The organism is Brevundimonas sp. FV1ye28, assembly GCF_058681135.1.
In genome coordinates this window covers 2,571,950-2,592,704 of record NZ_CM178731.1, presented here as the reverse complement: position 1 = coordinate 2,592,704, position 20,755 = coordinate 2,571,950, and the positions used below count along the sequence as shown (strand labels likewise).

The 20,755-nt window shown below is 68.7% G+C and carries 22 protein-coding genes; 13 read left to right on the top strand and 9 right to left on the bottom strand.

Going from position 1 to position 20,755, the window contains the following annotated elements; genetic code table 11:
* Positions 1 to 3 precede the first annotated feature (3 nt).
* Positions 4 to 702: a MarC family protein gene (locus ACW171_RS12685; RefSeq protein WP_492093720.1), complete on the top strand. Its 699-nt coding sequence runs from the start codon at positions 4 to 6 to the stop codon at positions 700 to 702.
* 69 nt (positions 703 to 771) lie between these two features.
* Here the strand turns inward: ACW171_RS12685 and ACW171_RS12680 are convergent, their stop codons facing one another.
* Positions 772 to 1,572 (bottom strand): SDR family NAD(P)-dependent oxidoreductase, encoded by an 801-nt coding sequence (locus tag ACW171_RS12680; RefSeq protein ID WP_492093719.1) that lies wholly within the window; start codon positions 1,570 to 1,572, stop codon positions 772 to 774.
* Complete coding sequence (locus tag ACW171_RS12675) at positions 1,573 to 2,067, bottom strand: Rrf2 family transcriptional regulator (RefSeq protein ID WP_492093718.1); 495 nt, start codon at positions 2,065 to 2,067, stop codon at positions 1,573 to 1,575. It lies immediately after the preceding gene.
* 190 nt (positions 2,068 to 2,257) lie between these two features.
* On the opposite strand from ACW171_RS12675, the gene ACW171_RS12670 reads away from it, so the two are divergent.
* Positions 2,258 to 4,216 (top strand): potassium transporter Kup, encoded by a 1,959-nt coding sequence (locus ACW171_RS12670; protein WP_492093716.1) that lies wholly within the window; start codon positions 2,258 to 2,260, stop codon positions 4,214 to 4,216.
* Positions 4,217 to 4,263: 47 nt separating this feature from the next.
* Positions 4,264 to 5,604, top strand: coding sequence for an RsmB/NOP family class I SAM-dependent RNA methyltransferase (locus ACW171_RS12665; RefSeq protein WP_492093714.1), 1,341 nt, complete (start codon positions 4,264 to 4,266; stop codon positions 5,602 to 5,604).
* Here ACW171_RS12665 and ACW171_RS12660 read toward each other — a convergent pair.
* From ACW171_RS12660 to prmC, 3 genes are all read right to left on the bottom strand, one after another.
* Positions 5,601 to 6,935 carry an ATP-binding response regulator gene (locus ACW171_RS12660; protein ID WP_492093713.1) on the bottom strand — a complete coding sequence of 445 codons (1,335 nt, stop codon included), beginning with the start codon at positions 6,933 to 6,935 and terminating at the stop codon, positions 5,601 to 5,603. The genes ACW171_RS12665 and ACW171_RS12660 overlap by 4 nt on opposite strands.
* 78 nt (positions 6,936 to 7,013) lie before the next feature.
* Positions 7,014 to 8,090, bottom strand: coding sequence for a DUF4167 domain-containing protein (locus ACW171_RS12655; RefSeq protein ID WP_492093712.1), 1,077 nt, complete (start codon positions 8,088 to 8,090; stop codon positions 7,014 to 7,016).
* A gap of 284 nt (positions 8,091 to 8,374) precedes the next feature.
* A complete protein-coding gene (prmC, locus tag ACW171_RS12650) occupies positions 8,375 to 9,259 on the bottom strand; it encodes a peptide chain release factor N(5)-glutamine methyltransferase (protein WP_492093711.1) in 885 nt (294 codons plus the stop codon).
* A 184-nt stretch (positions 9,260 to 9,443) separates the two neighbouring features.
* Here prmC and ACW171_RS12645 point away from each other — a divergent pair, with 184 nt between their 5' ends.
* From ACW171_RS12645 to ACW171_RS12600, 10 genes are all read left to right on the top strand, one after another.
* A complete protein-coding gene (locus ACW171_RS12645) occupies positions 9,444 to 10,685 on the top strand; it encodes a YihY/virulence factor BrkB family protein (protein WP_492093710.1) in 1,242 nt (413 codons plus the stop codon).
* A gap of 43 nt (positions 10,686 to 10,728) precedes the next feature.
* Entirely contained in the window at positions 10,729 to 10,998 is a 270-nt protein-coding gene (locus ACW171_RS12640) for a hypothetical protein (RefSeq protein ID WP_492093709.1), read from the top strand.
* Positions 10,999 to 11,180: 182 nt separating this feature from the next.
* Positions 11,181 to 11,393: a cold-shock protein gene (locus tag ACW171_RS12635; RefSeq protein WP_298158945.1), complete on the top strand. Its 213-nt coding sequence runs from the start codon at positions 11,181 to 11,183 to the stop codon at positions 11,391 to 11,393.
* 119 nt (positions 11,394 to 11,512) lie between these two features.
* A complete protein-coding gene (locus tag ACW171_RS12630; protein ID WP_492093707.1) occupies positions 11,513 to 12,232 on the top strand; it encodes a heme ABC transporter permease in 720 nt (239 codons plus the stop codon).
* Positions 12,232 to 12,384 (top strand): heme exporter protein CcmD, encoded by a 153-nt coding sequence (gene ccmD / locus ACW171_RS12625; protein ID WP_492093706.1) that lies wholly within the window; start codon positions 12,232 to 12,234, stop codon positions 12,382 to 12,384. The genes ACW171_RS12630 and ccmD overlap by 1 nt, the downstream gene beginning before the upstream one ends.
* Positions 12,381 to 12,980, top strand: coding sequence for a DsbE family thiol:disulfide interchange protein (locus ACW171_RS12620; protein ID WP_492093704.1), 600 nt, complete (start codon positions 12,381 to 12,383; stop codon positions 12,978 to 12,980). Before ccmD ends, ACW171_RS12620 begins: the two co-directional genes overlap by 4 nt.
* A 97-nt stretch (positions 12,981 to 13,077) precedes the next feature.
* Positions 13,078 to 13,305, top strand: coding sequence for a hypothetical protein (locus ACW171_RS12615; RefSeq protein WP_492093703.1), 228 nt, complete (start codon positions 13,078 to 13,080; stop codon positions 13,303 to 13,305).
* Positions 13,306 to 13,394: 89 nt separating this feature from the next.
* Positions 13,395 to 14,999, top strand: coding sequence for a bifunctional phosphoribosylaminoimidazolecarboxamide formyltransferase/IMP cyclohydrolase (gene purH / locus ACW171_RS12610; protein ID WP_492093702.1), 1,605 nt, complete (start codon positions 13,395 to 13,397; stop codon positions 14,997 to 14,999).
* A 207-nt stretch (positions 15,000 to 15,206) separates the two neighbouring features.
* Positions 15,207 to 15,980: a dienelactone hydrolase family protein gene (locus ACW171_RS12605; protein ID WP_492093701.1), complete on the top strand. Its 774-nt coding sequence runs from the start codon at positions 15,207 to 15,209 to the stop codon at positions 15,978 to 15,980.
* Between the two features lie 47 nt (positions 15,981 to 16,027).
* Complete coding sequence (locus tag ACW171_RS12600; RefSeq protein WP_492093700.1) at positions 16,028 to 16,726, top strand: dienelactone hydrolase family protein; 699 nt, start codon at positions 16,028 to 16,030, stop codon at positions 16,724 to 16,726.
* Between the two features lie 146 nt (positions 16,727 to 16,872).
* Here the strand turns inward: ACW171_RS12600 and ACW171_RS12595 are convergent, their stop codons facing one another.
* The 4 genes from ACW171_RS12595 to murJ all read right to left on the bottom strand — a co-directional run bounded on the left by ACW171_RS12595 (position 16,873) and on the right by murJ (position 20,737).
* On the bottom strand, positions 16,873 to 17,334 hold the full coding sequence (locus ACW171_RS12595; RefSeq protein WP_492093699.1) for an OsmC family protein: 462 nt from the start codon (positions 17,332 to 17,334) through the stop codon (positions 16,873 to 16,875).
* Positions 17,335 to 17,345: 11 nt separating this feature from the next.
* The gene (locus ACW171_RS12590) at positions 17,346 to 18,035 is read right to left on the bottom strand and encodes a GNAT family N-acetyltransferase (RefSeq protein ID WP_492093698.1); all 690 of its coding nucleotides are present in this window, start codon (positions 18,033 to 18,035) and stop codon (positions 17,346 to 17,348) included.
* A gap of 66 nt (positions 18,036 to 18,101) precedes the next feature.
* Positions 18,102 to 19,142, bottom strand: a complete 1,041-nt coding sequence (gene trpS, locus ACW171_RS12585; protein ID WP_492093697.1) for a tryptophan--tRNA ligase — start codon at positions 19,140 to 19,142, stop codon at positions 18,102 to 18,104.
* Positions 19,142 to 20,737, bottom strand: coding sequence for a murein biosynthesis integral membrane protein MurJ (gene murJ, locus ACW171_RS12580; RefSeq protein WP_492093696.1), 1,596 nt, complete (start codon positions 20,735 to 20,737; stop codon positions 19,142 to 19,144). The genes trpS and murJ overlap by 1 nt, the downstream gene beginning before the upstream one ends.
* Positions 20,738 to 20,755 lie beyond the last annotated feature (18 nt).

Genomic DNA, 20,755 nt, shown 5'->3' with positions numbered 1-20,755 from the left:
GCAATGGACGCGCTCGATCTGGGGGTCAACCTGTTCGTGACCCTGTTCGCCCTGCTGGATCCGCTCGGCAACATCCCGATCTTCGCGGCGGCCACGGCGGGCGCGAGCCTGAGGCAGCGGATTTCGGTCTCGGCCCTGATCTGTGCGTTCGCGGCGGTCTTCCTGGCCTTCTTCTTCTTCACCGGCCTGGGACTGCTGCAGTTCTTCGGCATCTCGCTGGCCGCCTTCCGGATCGCGGGCGGGGTGCTGCTGCTGTTGCTGGGCCTGGACATGGCGCGCGGAGATTTCCTGGCCGCCTTCGCCGACAAGGATGCGGCGCTCGATCTGCAGGACGTGCGCGGCTATGCGCGCCGGCGGTTCCAGCGGCTGGTCGTGCCCTTCGCCATTCCCCTGATGATCGGACCCGGCGCCATCTCGGCCATCATCATCCAGGCGGGTGAGGCCGCCAAGATCGGACCGGCCGGCACGGTCGCCTCGCTGGTGGCCATCGCGGCCGCGTCCCTGGTGTCCTTCGTCTGCTTCGCCGCGACGGGGCCGATCAGCCGGGTTCTGGGCGACGTGGGCCTGGCCATCATCGTGCGGGTGCTGGGCCTGATCCTGTGCGCCCTGGCGATCCAGTTCATCCTCATGGGACTGGGCGAGGCCCTGCCCGGCATGTTCGCTGGATCGGTGACGACGCCCTATCCGGCGGGCGGGCACTGAGCCGGGCCGGCGCTCGCCCCTCCGGCGGTCGCTCCGAAGCCTGAGCCGCCCACCGTCCCGACCGGCGGCTCAGATGCGCTTAAGCCGCCGCGCGTGGCCCGCGACCATGTTCAGCGCCAGTCCGTCGGGCAACAGCTTGGCCAGGGACGCCATGAGGTTGTTCATGACCCCCGGCGTGACCCGGGGTCGATCCGCCTCGCAGGCGTCATAGGCGACGCGGGCGACATGCTCTGCCGTCTGCCACATCCAGGCGGGATAGGCCGAGGACACCTGTTCGCGCGAGCCGTTGACGTCGTGGAACTCGGTCAGGGTGTAGCCGGGGCACAGGGCCGTGACGTGGACGCCCGTGGCGCGCGTCTCCAGCCACAGACCTTGGGACGCCTTGATCAGAAAGGACTTGATCGGTCCGTACAGGGTGTCGCCGCCGGTCGCGGGCATCTGGCCGGCGAGCGAGGCGACATTGATGATCCGCCCGAAGCCGCGCTCGACCATGCCGGGCAGCAAGAGGCGCGACAGGGCGACCGGCGCCGACAGCATGACCTGGACCATGGCCGCATGCTGGGCCGGATCGGTGGCGAGGAAGCCCGTGGTGCGCGAAAAGCCGGCGTTGTTGATCAGGCCGTCGACCTGAAGACCCCGCGCAGCGATGGCCTCGACCAGTCCGGCCGGAGCCTGCGGATCGGCGAGATCGGCGGTGATCACGGTCGCGGTCTGGCCGTGGGTCTTCCAGATGTCCTCGGCCAGAGCGGTCAGGGCCGTCTCGCGTCGGGCGGTCAGAATCAGGTCCCAACCCTTCTCGGCATAAACCCGGGCAAGAGCCGCGCCGATGCCTGCGGAGGCGCCGGTGATCAGGATGGTGGGCGTTGTCACCTAGGCGGCGACGGCGCCGGCGGCGCGGATGGCCTCGGTGCAGGCGGGGTGCTCCTGCAGGCCGTCGAGCGCCGTCGATTTTTCGGCCAGCAGGTCGGCGATGGTGATCTTCGACAGCGACTCAGATGCGGCTTGATCGGCCAGGGTCAGGACCTTGGCCACCTGACGCGGGATATGTTCGCCGATGGGGCAACCCTTGGCGCCCAAGGGCGGCGAGCCGAGGTGGGCGCAGCCGTTCACTGCCTTCAGGACCTCATCGAGCTTGATGTCCTGCGGCTGGCGCAGCAGCCAGGAGCCGCCGGACGCGCCCGGACGGGTCGCGATCAGCCCGGCCTTGGACAACAGAGCCGTCACTCGGCGGATGACGACCGGGTTGGTCGGCACCGAAGCCGCCAGAATGGCGCTGGGGCAAGCGCGCGCGGCGTCATACGCCCCCTTGTGGGCCAGATAGGCCAGGGCGTGGGCGGCGACGGGAAAGCGTTGACTGTCTGACATTTTCGTTCGGTTCCAGACTCCAAGGTAGGCACGCGGGGCGAGATTCACAAATCCTGCGCTTGCGAAGGTGGGGGGCTTGCCGAACACGGTGCAACTGAAACCGTTTCCGTGCGATTGAACCGGCCGCGGAATGAGCCTACAGGCCCTCCGCTTTGATGGGCCCGCCGATCGCGGCGCCCGGAGGATATTCATGGCAGGGGACGCATCCCCCGGTGACGGCGCTCCCCTCGCCTCGCCTGCTCAGACCACCGCCGCGCCGAACGGCCAGACTCAGTCCCACGGGCCGGGCAAGGCTGGATTCTGGGCCCTGACCATCGGCGCCATCGGCGTCGTGTTCGGCGATATCGGCACCAGCCCCCTTTACGCCCTGCGCGAAGCCATCGGCCACGCCCAGCGGGGCGTCGGCGGCGAGCTGGCCGTCATCGGCGTCGTCTCCCTGGCCTTCTGGGCCCTGATGATCGTGGTGACGTTCAAATACGTCCTCTTCCTGATGCGCGCCGACAACAAGGGCGAGGGCGGGACCCTGGCCCTGATGGCCCTGGCGACCCATGCGATCGGCCGGCGGTCGGCCTGGATCTTCATTCTCGGGGTCTGCGGCGCCGCGCTCTTCTATGGCGACGGCATCATCACGCCTGCGATTTCGGTGCTGTCGGCGATCGAGGGCGTCAAGGACGCGCCCGGCGTGGGGACGCGTCTGGACGCCTTCATCGTGCCGATCTCGGCGGCGATCCTGATCGGCCTGTTCCTGGTCCAGTCGCGCGGCACGGCCAGCCTGTCGAAATATTTCGGCCCGCTGACGGCGCTCTGGTTCCTATCGCTGGGCGGGCTCGGCCTCTATCACATCTTCGACGACATCTCGGTCCTGAGGGCGCTGTCGCCCCACTACGGCGTCATGCTGCTGATCAACGACGGCTTCCTGGGTTTCATCATCCTGGGCAGCGTCTTCCTTGCCGTAACGGGCGCCGAGGCCCTCTATGCCGACATGGGCCATTTCGGAAAGGCACCGATCCGCGCCGGCTGGCTGTGCTTCGTCCTGCCCTGCCTGACGCTGAATTATCTGGGCCAGGGCGCCTTGATCCTGGCGCATCCCTCGGCGGCCGAGAATCCGTTCTGGTCCATGGTGCCCGAGTTCGCCTACTGGCCGATGCTGGGTCTGGCCACCATCGCCACGGTCATCGCCTCCCAGGCCGTCATCACCGGCGCCTTCTCGGTGACGCAACAGGCCGTCCAGTTGGGCCTCCTGCCACGCATCGACATCCGCTTCACCTCCGAGACCCAGGCCGGCCAGATCTTCGTGCCGGCGGTGAACACCTTCCTGATGGTGGGGGTCCTGACCCTGCTGTTCGTGTTCCAGAGCTCGCACAACCTGACGGCGGCCTATGGCGTCGCCGTCACCGGGGTCATGCTGATCAACACCCTGATGGCCTATTCGGTCATCACCAAGAAGTGGAAATGGCCGCTGTGGGCGACCCTGGGCGCGCTCATTCCGTTCGGCTTCATCGACAGCGTCTTCCTGACCTCCAACCTGTTGAAGATTCCCGATGGCGCCTGGCTGCCGCTGGTTCTGGGCGCGGTTCTGGTGCTGATCATGTGGACCTGGACGCGGGGGTCCCAGATCCTTTCGGCCAAGTCGAAGAAGGACAGCCTGCCGTTGACGGACCTGATCGAGATGCTGCGCGCGCGTCCGCCACACCGGTCGCCGGGGACGGCCATCTTCCTGACCTCGGACCCCGACGTCGCCCCGGTCGCCCTGATGCACAATCTGAAGCACAACAAGGTGCTGCACGAGAAGAACGTCATCCTGACCGTCCGCACCACCGACCGTCCGCGCGTGCACGAGAGCGAGCGCGTCCTGATCGAGCCGATCAACGACGACTTCAAGAAGATCACGCTCAGCTACGGCTTCATGGAAAGCCCCGTCGTGCCGCGCGCGCTGAGCCAGTGCCGCAAGCAGGGGGTCAAGTTCGACATCATGTCGACCAGCTTCTTCCTCGGTCGCCGCTCGGTCGTGCCGTCGGCGTCGCAGGGGATGCCCCTGTGGCAGGACAAGCTGTATATCTTCCTGATGCGCAACGCGGCCAACCCGACCGACTTCTTCCACATCCCGCCCGGCCGCGTGGTCGAACTCGGCACCCAGGTTTCGGTATGAGCGGGGGGACGCCCAAGGGCAAAAGCTCCGCCGCACGCGGGCGCCGCATGGCCGACAAGGCACGTGGTCCGCGTCGCGAGCCGATGGTCCGCACCGCCGAGCCGGACGGCGCCGCCGACATCGGGGTCGAGGCGCGCATCGCCGCCGGCGTCCTGCTGAACGCCGCGCTTGAGCGTCGCAACGGCCTGGACGAGGCCATGGCCCTGCCCGAGCTGAAGTCTCTGCCCGGCCCGGACCGGGCCTTCGCCCGCGCCGTCGCCATGGCGGCCCTGCGTCGGCTGGGCGAGATCGACACCATCCTGAACCGCCGCCTGCAGAAGTCGCCGCCCGAGGCCGTGCGCACCATCCTGCGCGTGTCCCTGGCCCAGACCCTGGTGCTGGAGACGCCCGCCTTCGCCGCCGTCTCCACGGCCGTGAAACTGGCCGAGCGCGATGCGAAGACGAGGCCCTACAAGGCCCTGGTCAATGCCCTGCTGCGCGGCATCGAGCGTGAGGGCCCCGGCCTGACGACGGCCGAGAGCAATCTGCCCGACTGGATCGCGGCGCGCTGGAAAAACACCTATGGCGAGGCTGCCTTGGCCGCCATTGCGCTGGCCGCCCGCGACGAGCCGCCGACCGACCTGAGCCTCAAGCCCGGCGAGGACGCCGCGGCTCTGGCCGAGGCCATCGAGGGAACCGTCCTGCCCGGTGGAACCGTCCGTTCGGGCGTACGCGGCGACGTCGCCACCTGGTCGGGCTATGAGACCGGCGGCTGGTGGGTTCAGGATGCGGCGGCCGCCGTCCCCGCACGCCTGCTGGCCCTCAGGGCCGGAGAGACCGCGCTCGACATGTGCGCGGCCCCTGGCGGCAAGACGCTTCAACTCGCGGCATCGGGCGCAGCCGTGGTCGCTCTGGATCGGTCGGAGGCGCGCCTGCGTCGTCTGCGCCAGAACCTCGAACGCACCGGCCTGGAGGCCGAGATCGTCGTCACCCCGGCAGAAGACTGGGCGGACCCGCGCACCTTCGACGCGGTCCTGCTGGACGCCCCCTGCACCGCGACCGGCACCCTGCGCCGAAACCCGGAGGTCCTGCGCGCCACCAAGCCGGCCGAGGTGGCCAAGCTCGCCGATGTCCAGCACAGGCTGCTCGACGCCGCCGCCCTGCGCGTCGCGCCCGGCGGCCGCCTGGTCTACTGCGTCTGCTCGCTGGAGCGGGAAGAGGGCGAGACCCAGGTCATCGCCTTCCTGCGCCGCAACCCGGCCTTCAAGACCATGCCTGCCGATCCCGCGACCGTGGGCGCTCCGGCCGAGGCCCTGACGCCCGAGGGCTGGCTGCGCATCCTGCCGTCGATGTGGGCCGAGCAGGGGTCGGTCGACGGCTTCTTCGTCGCGCGGCTGGACCGGATCTAGGCGGCGTTCGATCGAGCCTGTTCGACGGACCCCAGAGCGCGGTTCAACGCCTGGGCCAGGGCCGGGATATCGAGCGGCTTGGTCAGATAGTCACGAAAGCCCGCCTCCCGGCCACGCTTGATGTCGCCCGGCATGGCGCTGGCGCTGAGGGCCAGCACCGGCAGGCCGCGCGTCAGGGGATCGGCGTCCAGCCGCGCCTTGAGCTCGAACCCCGATAGGCCGGGCAGATTGATGTCCAGCAGGATGACGTCGGGGCGCAGGTCACGCGCCAGCGACAGCCCCTCGTGCCCGTTCTCGGCCACATGCAGCTGGATCGGCCCCAGCGCCGCCACGACGTGGCGCATCAGGGCGATGTTGGAGGGATTGTCCTCGACATAGAGCATGGTCGCTGCGGGCAGGGTTCCGGTCGGGATCGGTGAGGCTGTGGCCGGCGCGGCGGCCTGGCGGGCGAGCGGCAGGTGAAGGGTGAAGGTCGAACCCTCCCCCGCCAGGCTGACGCATTCCAGCCGCCCGTTCATCGCCTCGGCCAGGCGGCGCGAGACGGCCAGCCCTATCCCGGTCCCGGCGACGTCGGAGGTCTCGCGGCCCAGCCGGTTGAAAGGCTGAAACAGTTCGGCCATCCGGTCCTGGGGGATGCCGACGCCGGTGTCGTGGACCGACAGGGCGACGCCGTCGGCCGTCAGGCGCACCTCGAGCAGGACGTCCCCGCCCTGGCGATTGTATTTGATGGCGTTGGACACGAGGTTGATCAGGACCTGACGCAGCCGTGTCCGATCCGCCACGACGCCTAGCCCAGCGGTCGGGGCCGGTGCGCGCAGGGTCACTCCGGCGGCCTCGGCTGCGGGCCTCAGATTGTCGCAGACCTGACGGACGACCAGCTGGGGATCGACCCGTTCGACCGACATCGACAGCTTGCCGGCCTCGATCCGCGCGAGGTCCAGCACCTCCTCGATCAGGCTGAGAAGATGCTGGCCGGAGCCGAGGATCTGTTCGACCGCCTGAGACTGGCGCCGCGTCAGGGGCTCGGCCGCCTGGTTCATCCGCATCAGTTCGGCGAAGCCGATGACGGCGTTGAGGGGCGTGCGCAGTTCGTGCGACATGCCGGCGAGGAAGTCGGACTTGGCCTGGCTGGCGGCGGCGACGGCCTTGGTCTGTTCGTCGGAGGCTTCGAGCGCGAGACGCAACTCCTGCGTGCGTTCGGCGATGCGATGTTCCAGTGAATCGTTCAGCTCGCTGAGGCGTGCGGACTGGCTTCTGGCTTGAAGGCCCAGCCTCACGCCCGCGAGACAGCCCGCCAGGGCCAGGGCGACGATGAGCAAGACGAATTCCATGACACAACCTCCGTTGCCGAAGATTGCACACCTATGGGTTGTGCAATGGTAAACCGAACGCCGGGCTCGACGAGCGGATCACTCGCCTTCGGCGGGGGCCTCAGCCTTCTTGCGCGGCGCCCGCCGCTTGGGCGCAGGAGCCTCGCCATCCTCGGACGCCGCCGGAGCCGGTGCAGCCGGGGCCGAAGAACGGGTCAGGAAGCCGGGCAGGCTCTGGGTCGTGTCGACCGGCGCCTCGGCACGCGGCGTGCGGGTGCGACGCGCGGGGCGTTCGTCCTGAGCCGGAGCCGCTTCGATCGGAGCGGACTCGGCCGGCGGGGAGTAGGTCACCGGCGCGGTGGAGGCGATGAAGTCGCCGCCCTCACGACCGCTTTCGGTGCGGCCTTCGTTGCGGTCGTTGCGTTCCGAGCGGCCACCTTCGGCCTCTTCATAGGTGCGGGTGTCAGGCGTGCCGCCTTCGGCCTCGTAACGGCGGTTGCGTTCCTCACGGCGACGCTCCCAGCGCTCGCGGCGGGTCTCGCGACGACCGCCTTCGCCCTGCTCGCCATCGGCGCGGGGCTGTTGGCCGTCCTGATTGTCCCGAGGCTGGTTATCGCGGGCCTGATTGTCGCGCGGAGGGCGCGGGGTCCACTCGCGGTCGCGGTTCTGCCCATCACGGTTCTGGCTGTCCTCACGCGGCGGACGCGGCGTCCACTCGCGTTGCTCACGCGGCTGCTGCGAGCCTTGGGCGGCCTCGGCGTCGCGGGCATCACTCTGATGCTGGATGCGATCGGCGGCCTGTTGCGCGGCGAGGAAGGCGGCGGCCTGGGCGCCGGTCTCATCCTCGAAATCGATGTCATAGCCCTGGTTCGAGAGTTCGCGCGCGGCGATCTCGGAGACGGGTCGCTGCGGCTGCAGGGCGCGCAGGACGCGGAAATAGTGTTCGGCGTGCTGGAGATAGTTCTCGGCCAGAACCCGGTCGCCCGACGACCCGGCGTCGCGAGCCAGTTGCTGGTAGCGCTCGTAGACGGTCTGGGCGTTGCCGCGGACCTTGATGTTCTCGGGACCTTGCGAGTCCCAGGAACGGTTGGGGTTCGCCGCATTCGCGTTGCCGCCGCCGCCACCGGGTTTCCGGTTGCGGCCGCGCTGACGCTTCATGCCCTTGAAATCTCGCATCGAGGCTTACCGTGCTGGTTTGGCGTGTCCCTGCGCGACTGTGGCGAGGGTGTCAGGCCGGTTGTCTGTGGTTCCGGTTCGCTTGGGGGCCAATCCCCGGCGGCGATGTTATCGGAAGGACCTTCGTCGCCCGTCGTGGTCCGCAGGCGATGAACACCGCCGACCTTCACGCGCGTCCCGGCCGAGCGTCGCTGGACCTGGAGCGGTTCAACGAGATGCGGAAGGGAGGGAGACAATCCACGACTTAGCGCGCGCCGTGGAGGTTTCCAAGGGGTTTGTTCGGTTCAGCTCTGTCGGATCGGCGTCGTGCGGGGGTCCGGCCCGTTGGTCACCACACGGTGCCGGTCGCCCAGATCCTTGACCACCTTGACGTCTGTCAGGCCCGTCGCCTCGAACAGCGCCTTGACCGCATCCCCCTGATCCCAGCCGATCTCGACAGCAAATACCCCGCCGGGCTTGAGGATGCGGGCGATCTCGGGCGCGAGGTCGCGGTAGGCCTGCAAGCCGTCCGGGCCGCCGTCCAGTGCCAGAAGCGGATCATGCTCGCGCACCTCCGGGTCGAGGCCGGCGATGTCATCGGACGGGATATAGGGCGGATTGGACACCACCAGATCGAAGCTGTGGTCGCCGAAGCCCGCCGCCCATTCGGTGCGCAGGAAGGTCGCGCGGTTGTCGAGACCCAGGTTGGCCGCATTCTCCTTGGCCACAGCGAGGGCTTCCGACGAGATGTCCGTCCCGACTCCGTGAGCGCCCGGCCGGTCCGCCAGCACGGCCAGCAGGATGGCGCCCGAGCCCGTCCCCAGATCGATGACGTTGAAGGTCTGGGCCGGCTCGAAGGCCAGCATGGCGATGTCGAGAATGGTCTCCGTGTCCGGGCGGGGGCTGAGCACGTCGGGCGTGACGTTCAGCATGATCTTCCAGAAGCCTTTGCGCCCCAGGATGCGCGACACCGGCTCGCGCCGCAGGCGGCGCTCCAGATATCCGTCCAGGGTCTGCGACTGGTCCGCGGTCAGCGGCCGGTGCGGATCGGTCAGGATTTCCAGCCGGGTCGCGCCTGTCGCCGCCTCCAGCAGCAGGCGGGCGTCGATGGCCGGGCTGTCGATCCGGGCGGCTTTCAGCTCGCCCTGCGCGGATTTCCAGGCGGACACCAGGGTGGCGGGTTCAGTCATCGATCAGCTCCGCGCGGCTCGGGCCGCGTCACGTCGGGGGCGCGCGCGAGGCGGCCGGGTCATGGAGGGCGGAAAGCGCATCGCCTTCCCGCGTTCCCGTCGTCGGTCAGTGCCCCAGCCGCACAGTTCAGGCAAGGTGGAGCTTGGCCGGAACGTCATCGGCGCGAGGACCGTTCAGCCAGCGATGAAATCCCCCTTCCCGCAACGACCACCCCGCCGCCTTGGCCCGATATCCGCGCCCTGGGCCTTTCTCGGCGCGATCGTCGGGGGTCTGGCGGCCGGGGCGGGGGCGGCGCACCTGCTCTACACCCAAGGTTACAGGTACGGGGTCGAGCTGCGCCCCGAGCGACCTGGGCCAACGCCGCCCAAGCCCCCGACGCCCGAAGACTATGAGGCCAAAGAACCCGGTCGCGGCCGGATGGCTCAGCGCCCGCACCACATTCCGCATAAGGGTTGGTTGGACATCCTATGGCGGGTGGGAGGCTCCTATTTCGGCGACCGTGTGGGGTTCGTCGCCGGCGGAGTGACCTTTTTCGTCCTCTTGTCCCTGTTCCCGGCGCTGGCGGCCTTCATCACCGTCTACGGCCTGTTCGCAGACCCGACCGATGCGGCCAGCCGGATCGCCTTCCTGTATTCTGTGCTGCCCTCGAACGTGGCCCAGTTCATCAACGCCGAGCTGACGCGGCTGGCCACCAACTCGACCGGGCAGCTGACCTTCACCCTTGTCTGGACCCTCGCCCTGTCTCTGTGGACCGCCAACAACGGCATCAAGACCTTGTTCTACGGCCTGAACGTCGCCTACCACGAGGTCGAGAAGCGCAATATCGTCAACTACAACCTGCTGTGCTTCGCCTTTACCCTGACCGGTCTGACCGCAGTGCTGATGAGCGCCGTGCTGGTCGTGGGCGTTCCGGTCGTGCTGGGCGTATTCGGCCTCGCGGACGAGTGGGCGCGTCTGGCGCCGCTGCGCTGGCCGCTGCTGTTCGCGGGCTATATCGGAGCCCTGACGGTGATCTATCGCTTCGGTCCGTGCCGCCAGAGAGCGCGGTGGCGCTGGCTGACGCCGGGCGCGGTCTTCGCGGCCAGCCTCAGCGTCCTCGTCTCCTTCGTCTTCAGTTGGTATCTCACGAACTTCGTGCGGCTGGACTCCTATGGTCCGCTCGCCACGGCGATGGGTTTCCTGCTGTGGACCTGGATCTCCGTGCAGGTCATCCTGATGGGGGCCGAGCTGAACGCCGAGATCGAACACCAGACCGCAGTCGACACCACCACCGGCGCGCCCGAGGCCATAGGCGATCGCGGCGCGGTCATGGCCGACAGCATCGGTCCGAGACGCGGCAGCCCCGCCGCCCTGACCTTCACCCTCAGGCACGCAGAGGCCTTGGCGGACCGTTTGTCGCGGCGCCGCAATCGCCCGACCGGCTAAGCTGGGGTCGCAAAATCGGGGCGGAGCGCCTATCTCTCTGTCTATGAGCAATAACTTTCGACCCACGACCCTCGAACGCGCCTATGAACTCGCTCGTAGCGGCCAGTGCCGCACCGTCGGCGACATCAAGAGCCGCCTGCAGCAGGAAGGGCACGAGCGCGTCCAGGATCGCCTCTACGGCGGCTCGCTGACCTCGGCGCTTCGCAAGCTTTGCGTCGAGCACTACGTCGCGCCGGAAGGCGAAGAAGACACGCCGAAGTCCGCCGATTCCGACCTGGTAGAGGAAGATGAGGACGGTCCGGTCCCAGCCTGATTCAAGACGAATCGAGACTCGGGTTGTGCACCGGGCGTTTTGCGCCCATATGAGGCCCGTCGATCTCTCTGCGTAACGCCCTCTCTCTTTGCGAACGCACCGAGTTTCTGGCCGATCCCATTCAGACCCGACAGGCTTCAGGCGCTCTTGCCCGATGCAAACTGCTAACGGAGGTCCTTAAAATGGCTACCGGCACTGTCAAATGGTACAACTCCACTAAAGGCTACGGCTTCATCGAGCCCTCGGACGGCGGCAAGGACGTGTTCGTGCACGTTTCGGCCGTTGAAGGCGCAGGCATGAACGGCCTGAACGAAGGCCAGAAGGTCTCGTACGAAGTCGAACGCGACCGTCGCACCGGCAAAGAGTCCGCTGGTCAGCTGAAGGCCGCTGAATAGTCCCTAGCGGATTTTTCAAGTGACTGACGGGGTCGGGGCGAAAGCCTCGGCCCCGTTTTCGTATCCGCGACCCGGCGTGCGCTTGCTCCCGCCCCGCGCGGCGCGTAATCGCGCGGACGATGTTCGGCCTCGCCAATCCCGCCCGTTTCATGAGCTTCACCCGGCCGCTGACGCCGGTGCTGTGGGCGATCGCGGCCGTGTTGTTGGCCATCGGGACCTGGCTGAGCTTCGTCGCACCCGGCGACTATCAGCAGGGCGACACGGTGCGGATCATGTTCGTCCATGTGCCCGCCTCGACCCTGGGCCTCGGCGCCTATGCGGCGCTCGGCGTCTCCAGCTTCTTCGCCCTGGTCTTCCGCCACCCCCTGGCCGACGCCGCCGCGCGCGCCGCCGCCCTGCCCGGCGCGGCCTTCACGGCCCTGGCCCTGATCACGGGTTCGCTCTGGGGCCAGCCCATGTGGGGGACCTGGTGGGTCTGGGACGCGCGGCTGACCAGCGTGCTGGTGCTGTTTCTCTTCTACCTCGGCTATATGGCCCTGCGCGCCTCGATCGATGACGAACAGAAGGCCGCGCGCGCCGCCGCAGTCCTGGGTCTCGTCGGGCTGATCAACCTGCCGATCGTCAAGTTCTCGGTCGACTGGTGGAACACCCTGCACCAGCCGGCCTCCCTGCTGCGGGCGGGCGGATCGAGCCTCGATCCCGTTTTCCTCGCCCCCCTTCTGACCATGATGGCGGCCTACGGTGCCCTGTTCCTGGCCGTCTGGCTGACCGCGATCCGCACCGAGATCACGCGCCGGCGGGTCCAGACCCTACGCGCCCGACAGGCGCTGGAGGCGTGATGCTCGACCTCGACATGAGCCCCTACGCCGCCTTCGTCTGGCCCGCCTGGGGCATCAGCGCAGTGGTGCTCGGCGCCGTCGTCACCCGCGCGGTCTCCGCCTCGCGCAAATGGACGGCCGAGCTCAAGCGTCTGGAGGGCGACGCCTCGTGAGTAGATGGCTTACCGTCATCCCGTTGGTGGTTCTGGTCGCGCTGGCCGCCCTTTTCATCGGCTGGTCGCTGAAGCGCGATCCGGAGTTCAAGCCGGACGCCCTGATCGGCCAGACCGTCCCGGAAACCGTCCTGCCCATCCTCCAGAACGGTGTCGCAGGCCCCCAGAACGTGGACATCCGCACGGCCGGGGTCGGCAAGCCGATGATCGTGAACGTCTTCGCCAGCTGGTGCGCGCCGTGCCGCCTCGAGCATCCCAGGCTTCTGGAGTTGCAGGCCCGGGGAATCGCGGTCGTCGGCGTCGCCTACAAGGACGAGCCCGAGGCGACCCAGGCCTTCCTCGACGAACTGGGCGACCCCTTCGCCATGGTGCTGGTCGACCGTGAAGGCCGCGCCGGCCTCGACCTCGGCGTCTCCGGCGTGCCCGAGAGCTTCGCCGTCGACGCCATGGGCCGGATCGTCGCCAAGTCGTCGGGGCCAATCCTGACCGATGCGGATGTCGAGCGCATGACCTCGGCCCTGAACGCGCCTGTGCGGCCCCTGCCGACGGCCACCACGCTGGAAGAGGCCAAGGCGCGACGGGACGCGGCTAACTGATCCTCTATCCGTGCACCCCGGCGAAGGCCGGGGTGCACGGTCAATCTGGAGGCTTCCCGTTAACCCTTTCTCGACAGGTTTCGTTAACCTTGTCGGCATGAGCGTGATCCGGCCCGATCTTCCGTCCAACCTGCCCGCTGCCAGCCCGGTGGGTCCGTCAGCCCAGGTCAAGGCGGCCCAGGCGGCCTTTTTCCGCGCGGCGCTCAACGAGGTTCAGGCGACGCAGGCCAGACCCCAGGCTGCGCCAAACCAGACCGCCCAGACAAGCCAGGCTGACTCCCCTCGCCTGTCCCGCCTCGGCCAGCTTCTCGACATCCGGATCTAGATTTCCGCCGAACCCTGACGGCTTGAGGTGACCCCGCGTCCCTCCGGTGCTAGACGCGCGCGCATCCGCCCTCCCCCAGGATTCGCCTCATGCCCGCCGCTCCCGACTTTCCGCCCGCCCCCGACGCGGTGAAGCCCGTCCGCGCCCTGATCTCCCTGTCCGACAAGACGGGTCTGGAGGACGCCGCGCGCGCCATGCACGAGGCGGGCGTCGAGCTGGTCTCCACCGGCGGCACCCGCGCCGCCATCGCCGGCTTCGGCCTGCCTGTGAAGGACGTCGCGGATCTGACCGGCTTCCCCGAGATGATGGACGGCCGGGTCAAGACCCTGCACCCCGTGGTTCACGGCGGCCTGCTGGGCGTGCGGGACGCCGCCGAGCACAAGGCGGCCATGGACGCGCACGGCATCGACCCGATCGATATCGTCTGGATCGACCTCTATCCGTTCGAATCAACGGTTGCCTCGGGCGCCGGCTTCGACGCCGTGATCGAGAACATCGACATCGGCGGCCCGGCCATGATCCGCTCGGGCTCCAAGAACCACGGCTATGTCGCCGTGGCCGTGGACGGCGAGAGCATCGGCATGATCGTCGAGGCGCTGAAGGCCTCCGGTTCGACCTCCCTAGCGCTGCGCAAGTCGCTCGCCGCCCGCGCCTTCGCCCGCACCGCCGCCTATGACGCCGCCGTCTCCGGCTGGTTCGCCGGTCGACTCGAAGACGCCGCCCCGGCCCGCAAATCCATCGCCGGTTCGCTGGCCCAGACCCTGCGCTACGGCGAGAACCCGCACCAGTCGGGTGCCTTCTATCGCACCGGAGAGGCCCGCCCCGGCGTCGCCCACGCCCAACAGATCCAGGGCAAGGAGCTGGGCTACAACAACATCGCCGACGCCGACGCCGCCTATGAGCTGGTCGCCGAGTTCGAGGTGCCCGCCTGCGTCATCGTCAAACACGCCAATCCCTGCGGCGTCGCTGTCGGCGCGACCCTTTCCGAAGCCTACGCCCGCGCCCTGGAGTGCGACGCCGTCTCGGCCTTCGGCGGCGTCATCGCCGTCAACCGCCCGCTTACGGCTGCCGACGCCCGGGCCATCACGGAAATCTTCACCGAGGTCGTCATCGCCCCCGGCGCGGATGAAGAGGCCAAGGCCGTCTTCGCCGCCAAGAAGAACCTGCGCCTGCTGATCACCGACGGTCTGCCCGACCCGCACGGTCCGGGCGAGGTCTTCCGCAGCGTCGCCGGCGGCTTCCTCGTCCAGTCGCGCGATCGCAGCCTGATCAAGCCCGCAGACCTCAAGATCGTCACGCGCCGCCAGCCGACGCCGACCGAGATCCAGGACATGCTGTTCGCCTTCACCGTGGCCAAGCACGTCAAGTCCAACGCCATCGTCTACGCCAAGGACGGCCAGACGGCCGGCATCGGTGCCGGCCAGATGAACCGTCGCGACAGCGCACGCATCGCCGCCATCCGCGCCCGCGAGGCCGGTGAGGCCAAGGGCCTGGCCCACTCCCTCGCCGAGGGTTCGGCCTGTGCGTCAGAAGCCTTCTTTCCGTTCGCCGACGGCCTGCTGGAGGCCGTCGCCGCTGGCGCAACCTCGGTGATCCAGCCGGGCGGCTCCATGCGCGACGCCGAAGTCATCGCCGCCGCCGACGAACAGGGCATCGCCATGGCCTTCACGGGCGTGCGCGTCTTCCGGCACTAGGACCAATCGTCTCCTCCCTGTCGCGAAGCGATGGGGAGGTGGATCCGTAGCGAAGCGGAGGAGACGGAGGGGTTCTTACCGCCGTCCAGAACCCCTCCGTCAGCTCGCAAGAGCTCGCCGCCACCTCCCCATTCGCAAGCAGCGAACGGGGAGGAGACGAGTGTGACGTCTTCCCCCGCCGCCAGTGAAGCGAATAGGATGCCGCCCATGGACACCCTCTCCGACCGCTGGGCGAAGCTCGAGCCCTATGCCACCGTCGTCGGGCCCGACGACGACCGGCCGCGGCCCACGGCGATCCTGTTCCATGGTTGCGGCGGTCTCCGCGGCCATCTGCCGATGTACGCCCAGGCGGCCAGGGAGGCGGGCTGGCGGGCGGTGATCGTCGACAGCTACGCCCCACGCGGCTGGTCGCGCGAGTTCGCCATGGCCACGGTCTGCACCGGCCTGATGCTGCGCGGCTGGCAGAGGGGCGGCGATGTCGTGGCCTCCATCCAGGGCGTCTCGGCCCGCCCTGATGTCGATGAGACCCGCATCGCCCTGGCCGGATGGAGCCACGGCGGCTGGGGCATCATGGAAGCCATGAGTTGCGACCCCAACCCGGCGACGGCGCTCGGCGTCAAGGACGCGGAGACCGCCGACCTGTCCGGCGTCAAGGCGACCTATCTGGCCTATCCCTATGTCGGCGTCGCCGCCATGAACCGGATGCGGCCGTGGCGGCATTGCCCGAAGACCCTGGCCGTCATCTCGCAGCGCGACCACCTGACCACGGTCCGCAACGCCGAGCGGGTCCACGACATGGTCAGGAACTGCGGCGCCGAGGTCGAGACCTGGATCGCGCCCGGCACCCACAGTTTCGACGAGCCGATGACCGCCCTGCCGATGAAATACGATCCCGACCTGACCGGCGAGGCGATCCGGAGGTTCAAGGCCCTGCTGGACGACGTCGCCGTCGCCCCACGGCCCGCTCACGTCGCCGCCTGATGGACACTCTGGCGAGGCGATGGGCGAAGCTGAAGCCATCGCTCGTCGTGCGCCGTCCTGAGGGTCCCGGCCCCTTTCCCGTCGTCCTGATCTTCCCCGGCTGCGGCGGGGTGCGCTCGCATCTGCATCGCTATGCCGAGGCGGCCGCCGAGGCCGGCTGGATGTGCGTGACGGTCGAGAGCTTCATCGCCCGCGGCTGGTCCGACGCCTTCGTCCGCACCTTCGTCTGCACCGGACTTCTGTTGCGTGGAGGCACGCGGGCGGGTGACGTGATGGCGGCCGCGACCTTCGCAGAGGACCTGCCCGACGCCGACCCGACCCGCATCGTCCTGGCCGGCTGGAGCCACGGCGCCTGGGCCATCATGGATTTGATGACCGAGAAGCTGGAAAAACGCGGCGAGGCCATGATCGCCGACCCGATGAAGGCCGACCTGTCCGGCGTCGTCGGCGCCTTCATGCCCTATCCCTACGTCGCCTTCCCGGCGCGGAGCCGCTGGTTTCGCTGGCGCCGGGCGCTGGACGCCCTGGTCATCATCCCGACGCGGGACCATCTGGCCAAGCGCGCCGACTACGAACGCGTCCTGAACCGCGCCCGCGAGGCCGGGTCCGAGATCGAGGAATGGGTCGTCGACGCCACCCACGCCTTCGACGAGCCGGGCCTGACCCATCCCAAAATTCGCCACGATCCCGAGGCGACCAAGGAGGCGATCAGGCGGTTCGTGGGTTTCCTGAAGGCGCGGACCTAACCCTCTCTCCGTGCACCCCGGCGAAGGCCGGGGTCCAGATGGCGACGCAGCGCCTGGATCAGAGAGCACGGTGCGACATCCCCGCCGCCTGTGTCTGTGATCTGGATCCCGGCCTTCGCCGGGATGCACGGATTGAAAGGGAAGCGTCAGCCGACCGAGGCCTGGATCGTGATCGTCGAGCGCACCGTGTGCGCCATCTCGCAGTGTTCATGCGCGGCGTGATGCAGGGCGTCGAGTTCGGCCTGGTTCGGCTGGGGCCCTGAGAAGGTCGTGACCGGCCGCAGCATCACCCGGGCCAGAAAACGGGGGCCGCCGTCGATCCGGTCCAGCTCGCCGGACGCCTCGTCGAGATAGCGATCGACGACCCAGCCCGCCTTGGCCGCGAGCGCCAGGAACCACAGCATGTGACAGCTCGACAGGGAGGCGACCATCGCCTCCTCCGGGTCCACGGCCGCGGCGTCGGAATAGGGCAGCGGCACGTTCGACGGCGCCGAAGACCCCGGCACGACCGCCCCGCCGTCGAAGCGCCAGACGTGGGCGCGGGCGTATCGGTTGTCGACGAAGGGCTGGTCGCCCCGCGTCCATTCGACCGTCGCGACGTGGCTCATCCCGCTCTCCGCTATTTGAGGATCGTATAGGTCATCGGTGCGCGGACCTCGAAGCCCAGCGAGCGGTAGAAGGCGATGGTCGCGTCATGCTCGGCGAAGGCGTGCAGGAAGGCCCCCTCGCCGGTCGCCAGGATCTCTCCGACCACGGCCCGCGACAGATCTGCCGCATAGCCCTTGCCGCGATGATCGGGATGGGTGCAGACGCCGCTGAGCTCGGTGAAGCCATCCACGCGCATGCGACGCCCCGCCATGGCCACCAGCCGGCCCTGCGACCTGACCCCGATGAAAGGCCCCAGTTCCCGCGTGCGCGACCGGAACGGCCCGGGCTTGGTCAGGATGGCCAGGGCCAGCATCTCCGGCGCATCGGCCTCTGTCAGGGTTTCGAAGGCGAGGTCCGGCCCGCCCGGCGTGAGGGCCGCGCAGGTCATCTGCACGAGCGGGACGCGGTTGACGACCTCGACACCCGGCAGGTCGAGCGCTCCCATGGCACTGCCGGTCCGCTCGACCATCCCCGCGCCCCGATGACGCAGCGCCAGATCGGCCATGGCCTGAAGCGTCTCCGGCTCCGCATCGGTGCCGGAGACGAAGATGCCGACCTCCGGGTCGATCCGCACCGCGCGGGCGTCGCTCTCATCAGTGACGAACCCAGACAGTCGACCCGTCAGGGCGTTCCACACGGCGCGGTCGAGAGGATGGCTCATGGCCACGCCTTAGCGCGCGCCGGAATCCACGTCAGCCCCGGCACCGACGTCGCGTCCGAAATGCGCTTACGCCTGCCAGAAGCCGACGATCTTCTTGACCTCTGCCACCACCGGGTCGGCGACCTCGGCCGCGCGTTCGGCTCCCTCCCGGAGGACCCGGTCGATCTCGGTCGGATCGGCCATCAGGCGGCGCATCTCGGCGGTGACGGGAGCCAGGGCCTCGACGGCTAGATCGGCCAGGGCGGGCTTGAAGGCGCCGAAGCCCTGACCCGCGAACTGGGCCGTGACCTCGTCGCGCGTCTGGTTCGACAGGGCGGCGTAGATGGCGATCAGGTTCTTGACCTCGGGCCGACCGTCCAGGCTTTCGCCGGGCTCCGGCATGACGCCCATGTCGGTCTTGGACTTCCTGATCTTGGCGGCGATGGTGTCGGCGTCGTCGGTCAGGTTGATGCGCGACTGGTCCGACGGGTCGGACTTCGACATCTTGGCCGCCCCGTCACGCAGGCTCATGATCCGCGTCGCCGGACCCTGGATCACCGGCTCGGGCAGGGGGAAGTAGCCGGGCACGCCGAAGTCGTTGTTGAACTTGCCGGCGATGTCGCGGGTCAGCTCCAGATGTTGTTTCTGGTCCTCGCCGACGGGCACCTCGGTCGCCTTGTAGAGCAGGATGTCGGCGGCCTGGAGCACGGGGTAGGTGTACAGGCCTACGGACGCCCGTTCCTTGTGCTTGCCCGACTTCTCCTTGAACTGGGTCATCCGGTCGAGCCAGCCGAGGCGGGCGACGCAGTTGAAGATCCAGGCGAGCTCGGCGTGGGCGCGCACGGCCGACTGGGGGAAGATGACCGTCTTCTTCGGATCCAGGCCCGAGGCCAGGTAGGCGGCGGCGATCTCGCGCGTCTGGGCGGTCAGCAGGGCCGGGTCCTGCCAGACGGTGATGGCGTGCATGTCGGCGACGAAGACGAAGGTCGGAGCGGCGTCCTGCAAAGCCGTGAACCGCTTCAGCGCGCCCAGATAGTTGCCCAGATGCAGGGCGCCGGAGGCCTGGATGCCGCTGAGGATACGGCGGGGGCCCTGGTACGCGGGCTCGGTCGGGGAGGCGTCAGTCATCAATCCAGTCCGGCGGGGCTTGAGGCGCCCGGTTCACGTCGCAGCGTCGCCTTAAGTTCGGAGACGCTCACCGCGCGGAAAAGCACGAGGCAGACGGCATACACAAGGGCGCCGACGCCGCAGACCACCAGGACGGCGATTTCCTTGGCGAACAAAAGCCGACTGAGCTCGGGGTAGAAGACACTGGCCGGAACGAGAACGGCGGCCATCACGGCGCTGGCGAGCAGGACGCGCGAAAACTTCGAAAGGAACCGGCCCGAGACGATCCAGGCCTTCTCGCGCAGCAGGGTTCCCCCCAGAAGCCCGACATTGACCCAGGCCGAGACGCTGGTCGCGACCGCCAGACCCAGAACCCCGTCCCTGCCGGCGGCCTGAAGCCCGAAGAACAGGGCCGAACCGAGCGCCACGGTCACCGCCACCGAGGCGATCGAGAAGATCATCGGCCGGCGCGTGTCCTGGCGCGCGAAGAAGGGCGGGGTCAGGACCTTGGCCAGGACGAAGGCCGGCACGCCCCAGGCGAACTGGCGCAGGACGTCGGCGGTCCGGGCCGCGTCGATACTGGTGAAGGCGCCGCGCGTCACTGTGGCGTCGATGATGAAGAAGGGAATGACGAACAAGGCCACCGCCGCCGGCAGGGTGAAGGCCATGGACAGGGTGATCCCGTCGTCCAGCGTCTTGCGCCCGCCCTCGTGATCGCCCGACACGAAGGCCTTGGTCAGGCGCGGCACGAGGGCCAGGCCGATGGCGACGCCGACGAGGCCGAGCGGCAGCTGGTACAGCCGATCGGCGTTGTAGAGCACCGACCGGGCGCCCTCGTTCGAGCCGGTCAGCAGCTGCGAAACCACCGAGTTCAGCTGAAGCGCCCCGCCGGCCACCACGCCCGGGATGGCCAGTTTCAGCGTCCGCGCCACGCCCGCCGTCATCCGGGGCAGATTGAGGCTTACGCGGATGCCCAGACGCCGGACGCCCCACCACAGCAGACCCGCCTGGATGACGCCCGAGATCGTCACCGCCGCCGACACCGCATAGAGCAGTGTCGCCTGATCGATGTCGATGACGCTGGGCGCCACGAGCGGGGCCAGGGTGCACAGGTTCAGGAACACGGGCACGCCCGCCGACAGGGCGAACCGGCCCGAGGTGTTCAGCACGCCGGACAAGAGCGACGCGATGGTCATGCAGGCCAGATACGGCATGGTCAGTTGCGCGGCCGTCGTCGCCGCGAACATCACGCCCGCGTCCTCCTTCCACGCCGACAGCAGGAAGGGCATCAGCCAGGGCATGGCGACCTGGGCCAGGATGCAGAAACCCGCGACCACCGCGAAGATGAAGCTCAGGGCCTCCGACGCCGTGACGGCGGCGGCTTCCTCGCCTTCCCTCGCGCGGACCCCGCCGTAGATGGGCACGAAGGCCTGGGCGAAGGCGCCCTCGGCGAACAGGCGCCGGAACATGTTGGGCAGCATCAACGCCGTGGTGAAGGCGTCCATCATCGGCCCCTGACCGAAGCGGGCCGACAGGAACAGGTCGCGAGCGAACCCCAGGATGCGGCTGCCCAGGGTCAGGGTCGCCTGCACGAGGGCGTTACGGGCGAGGCTCACGATCGGGGCTCATGACTG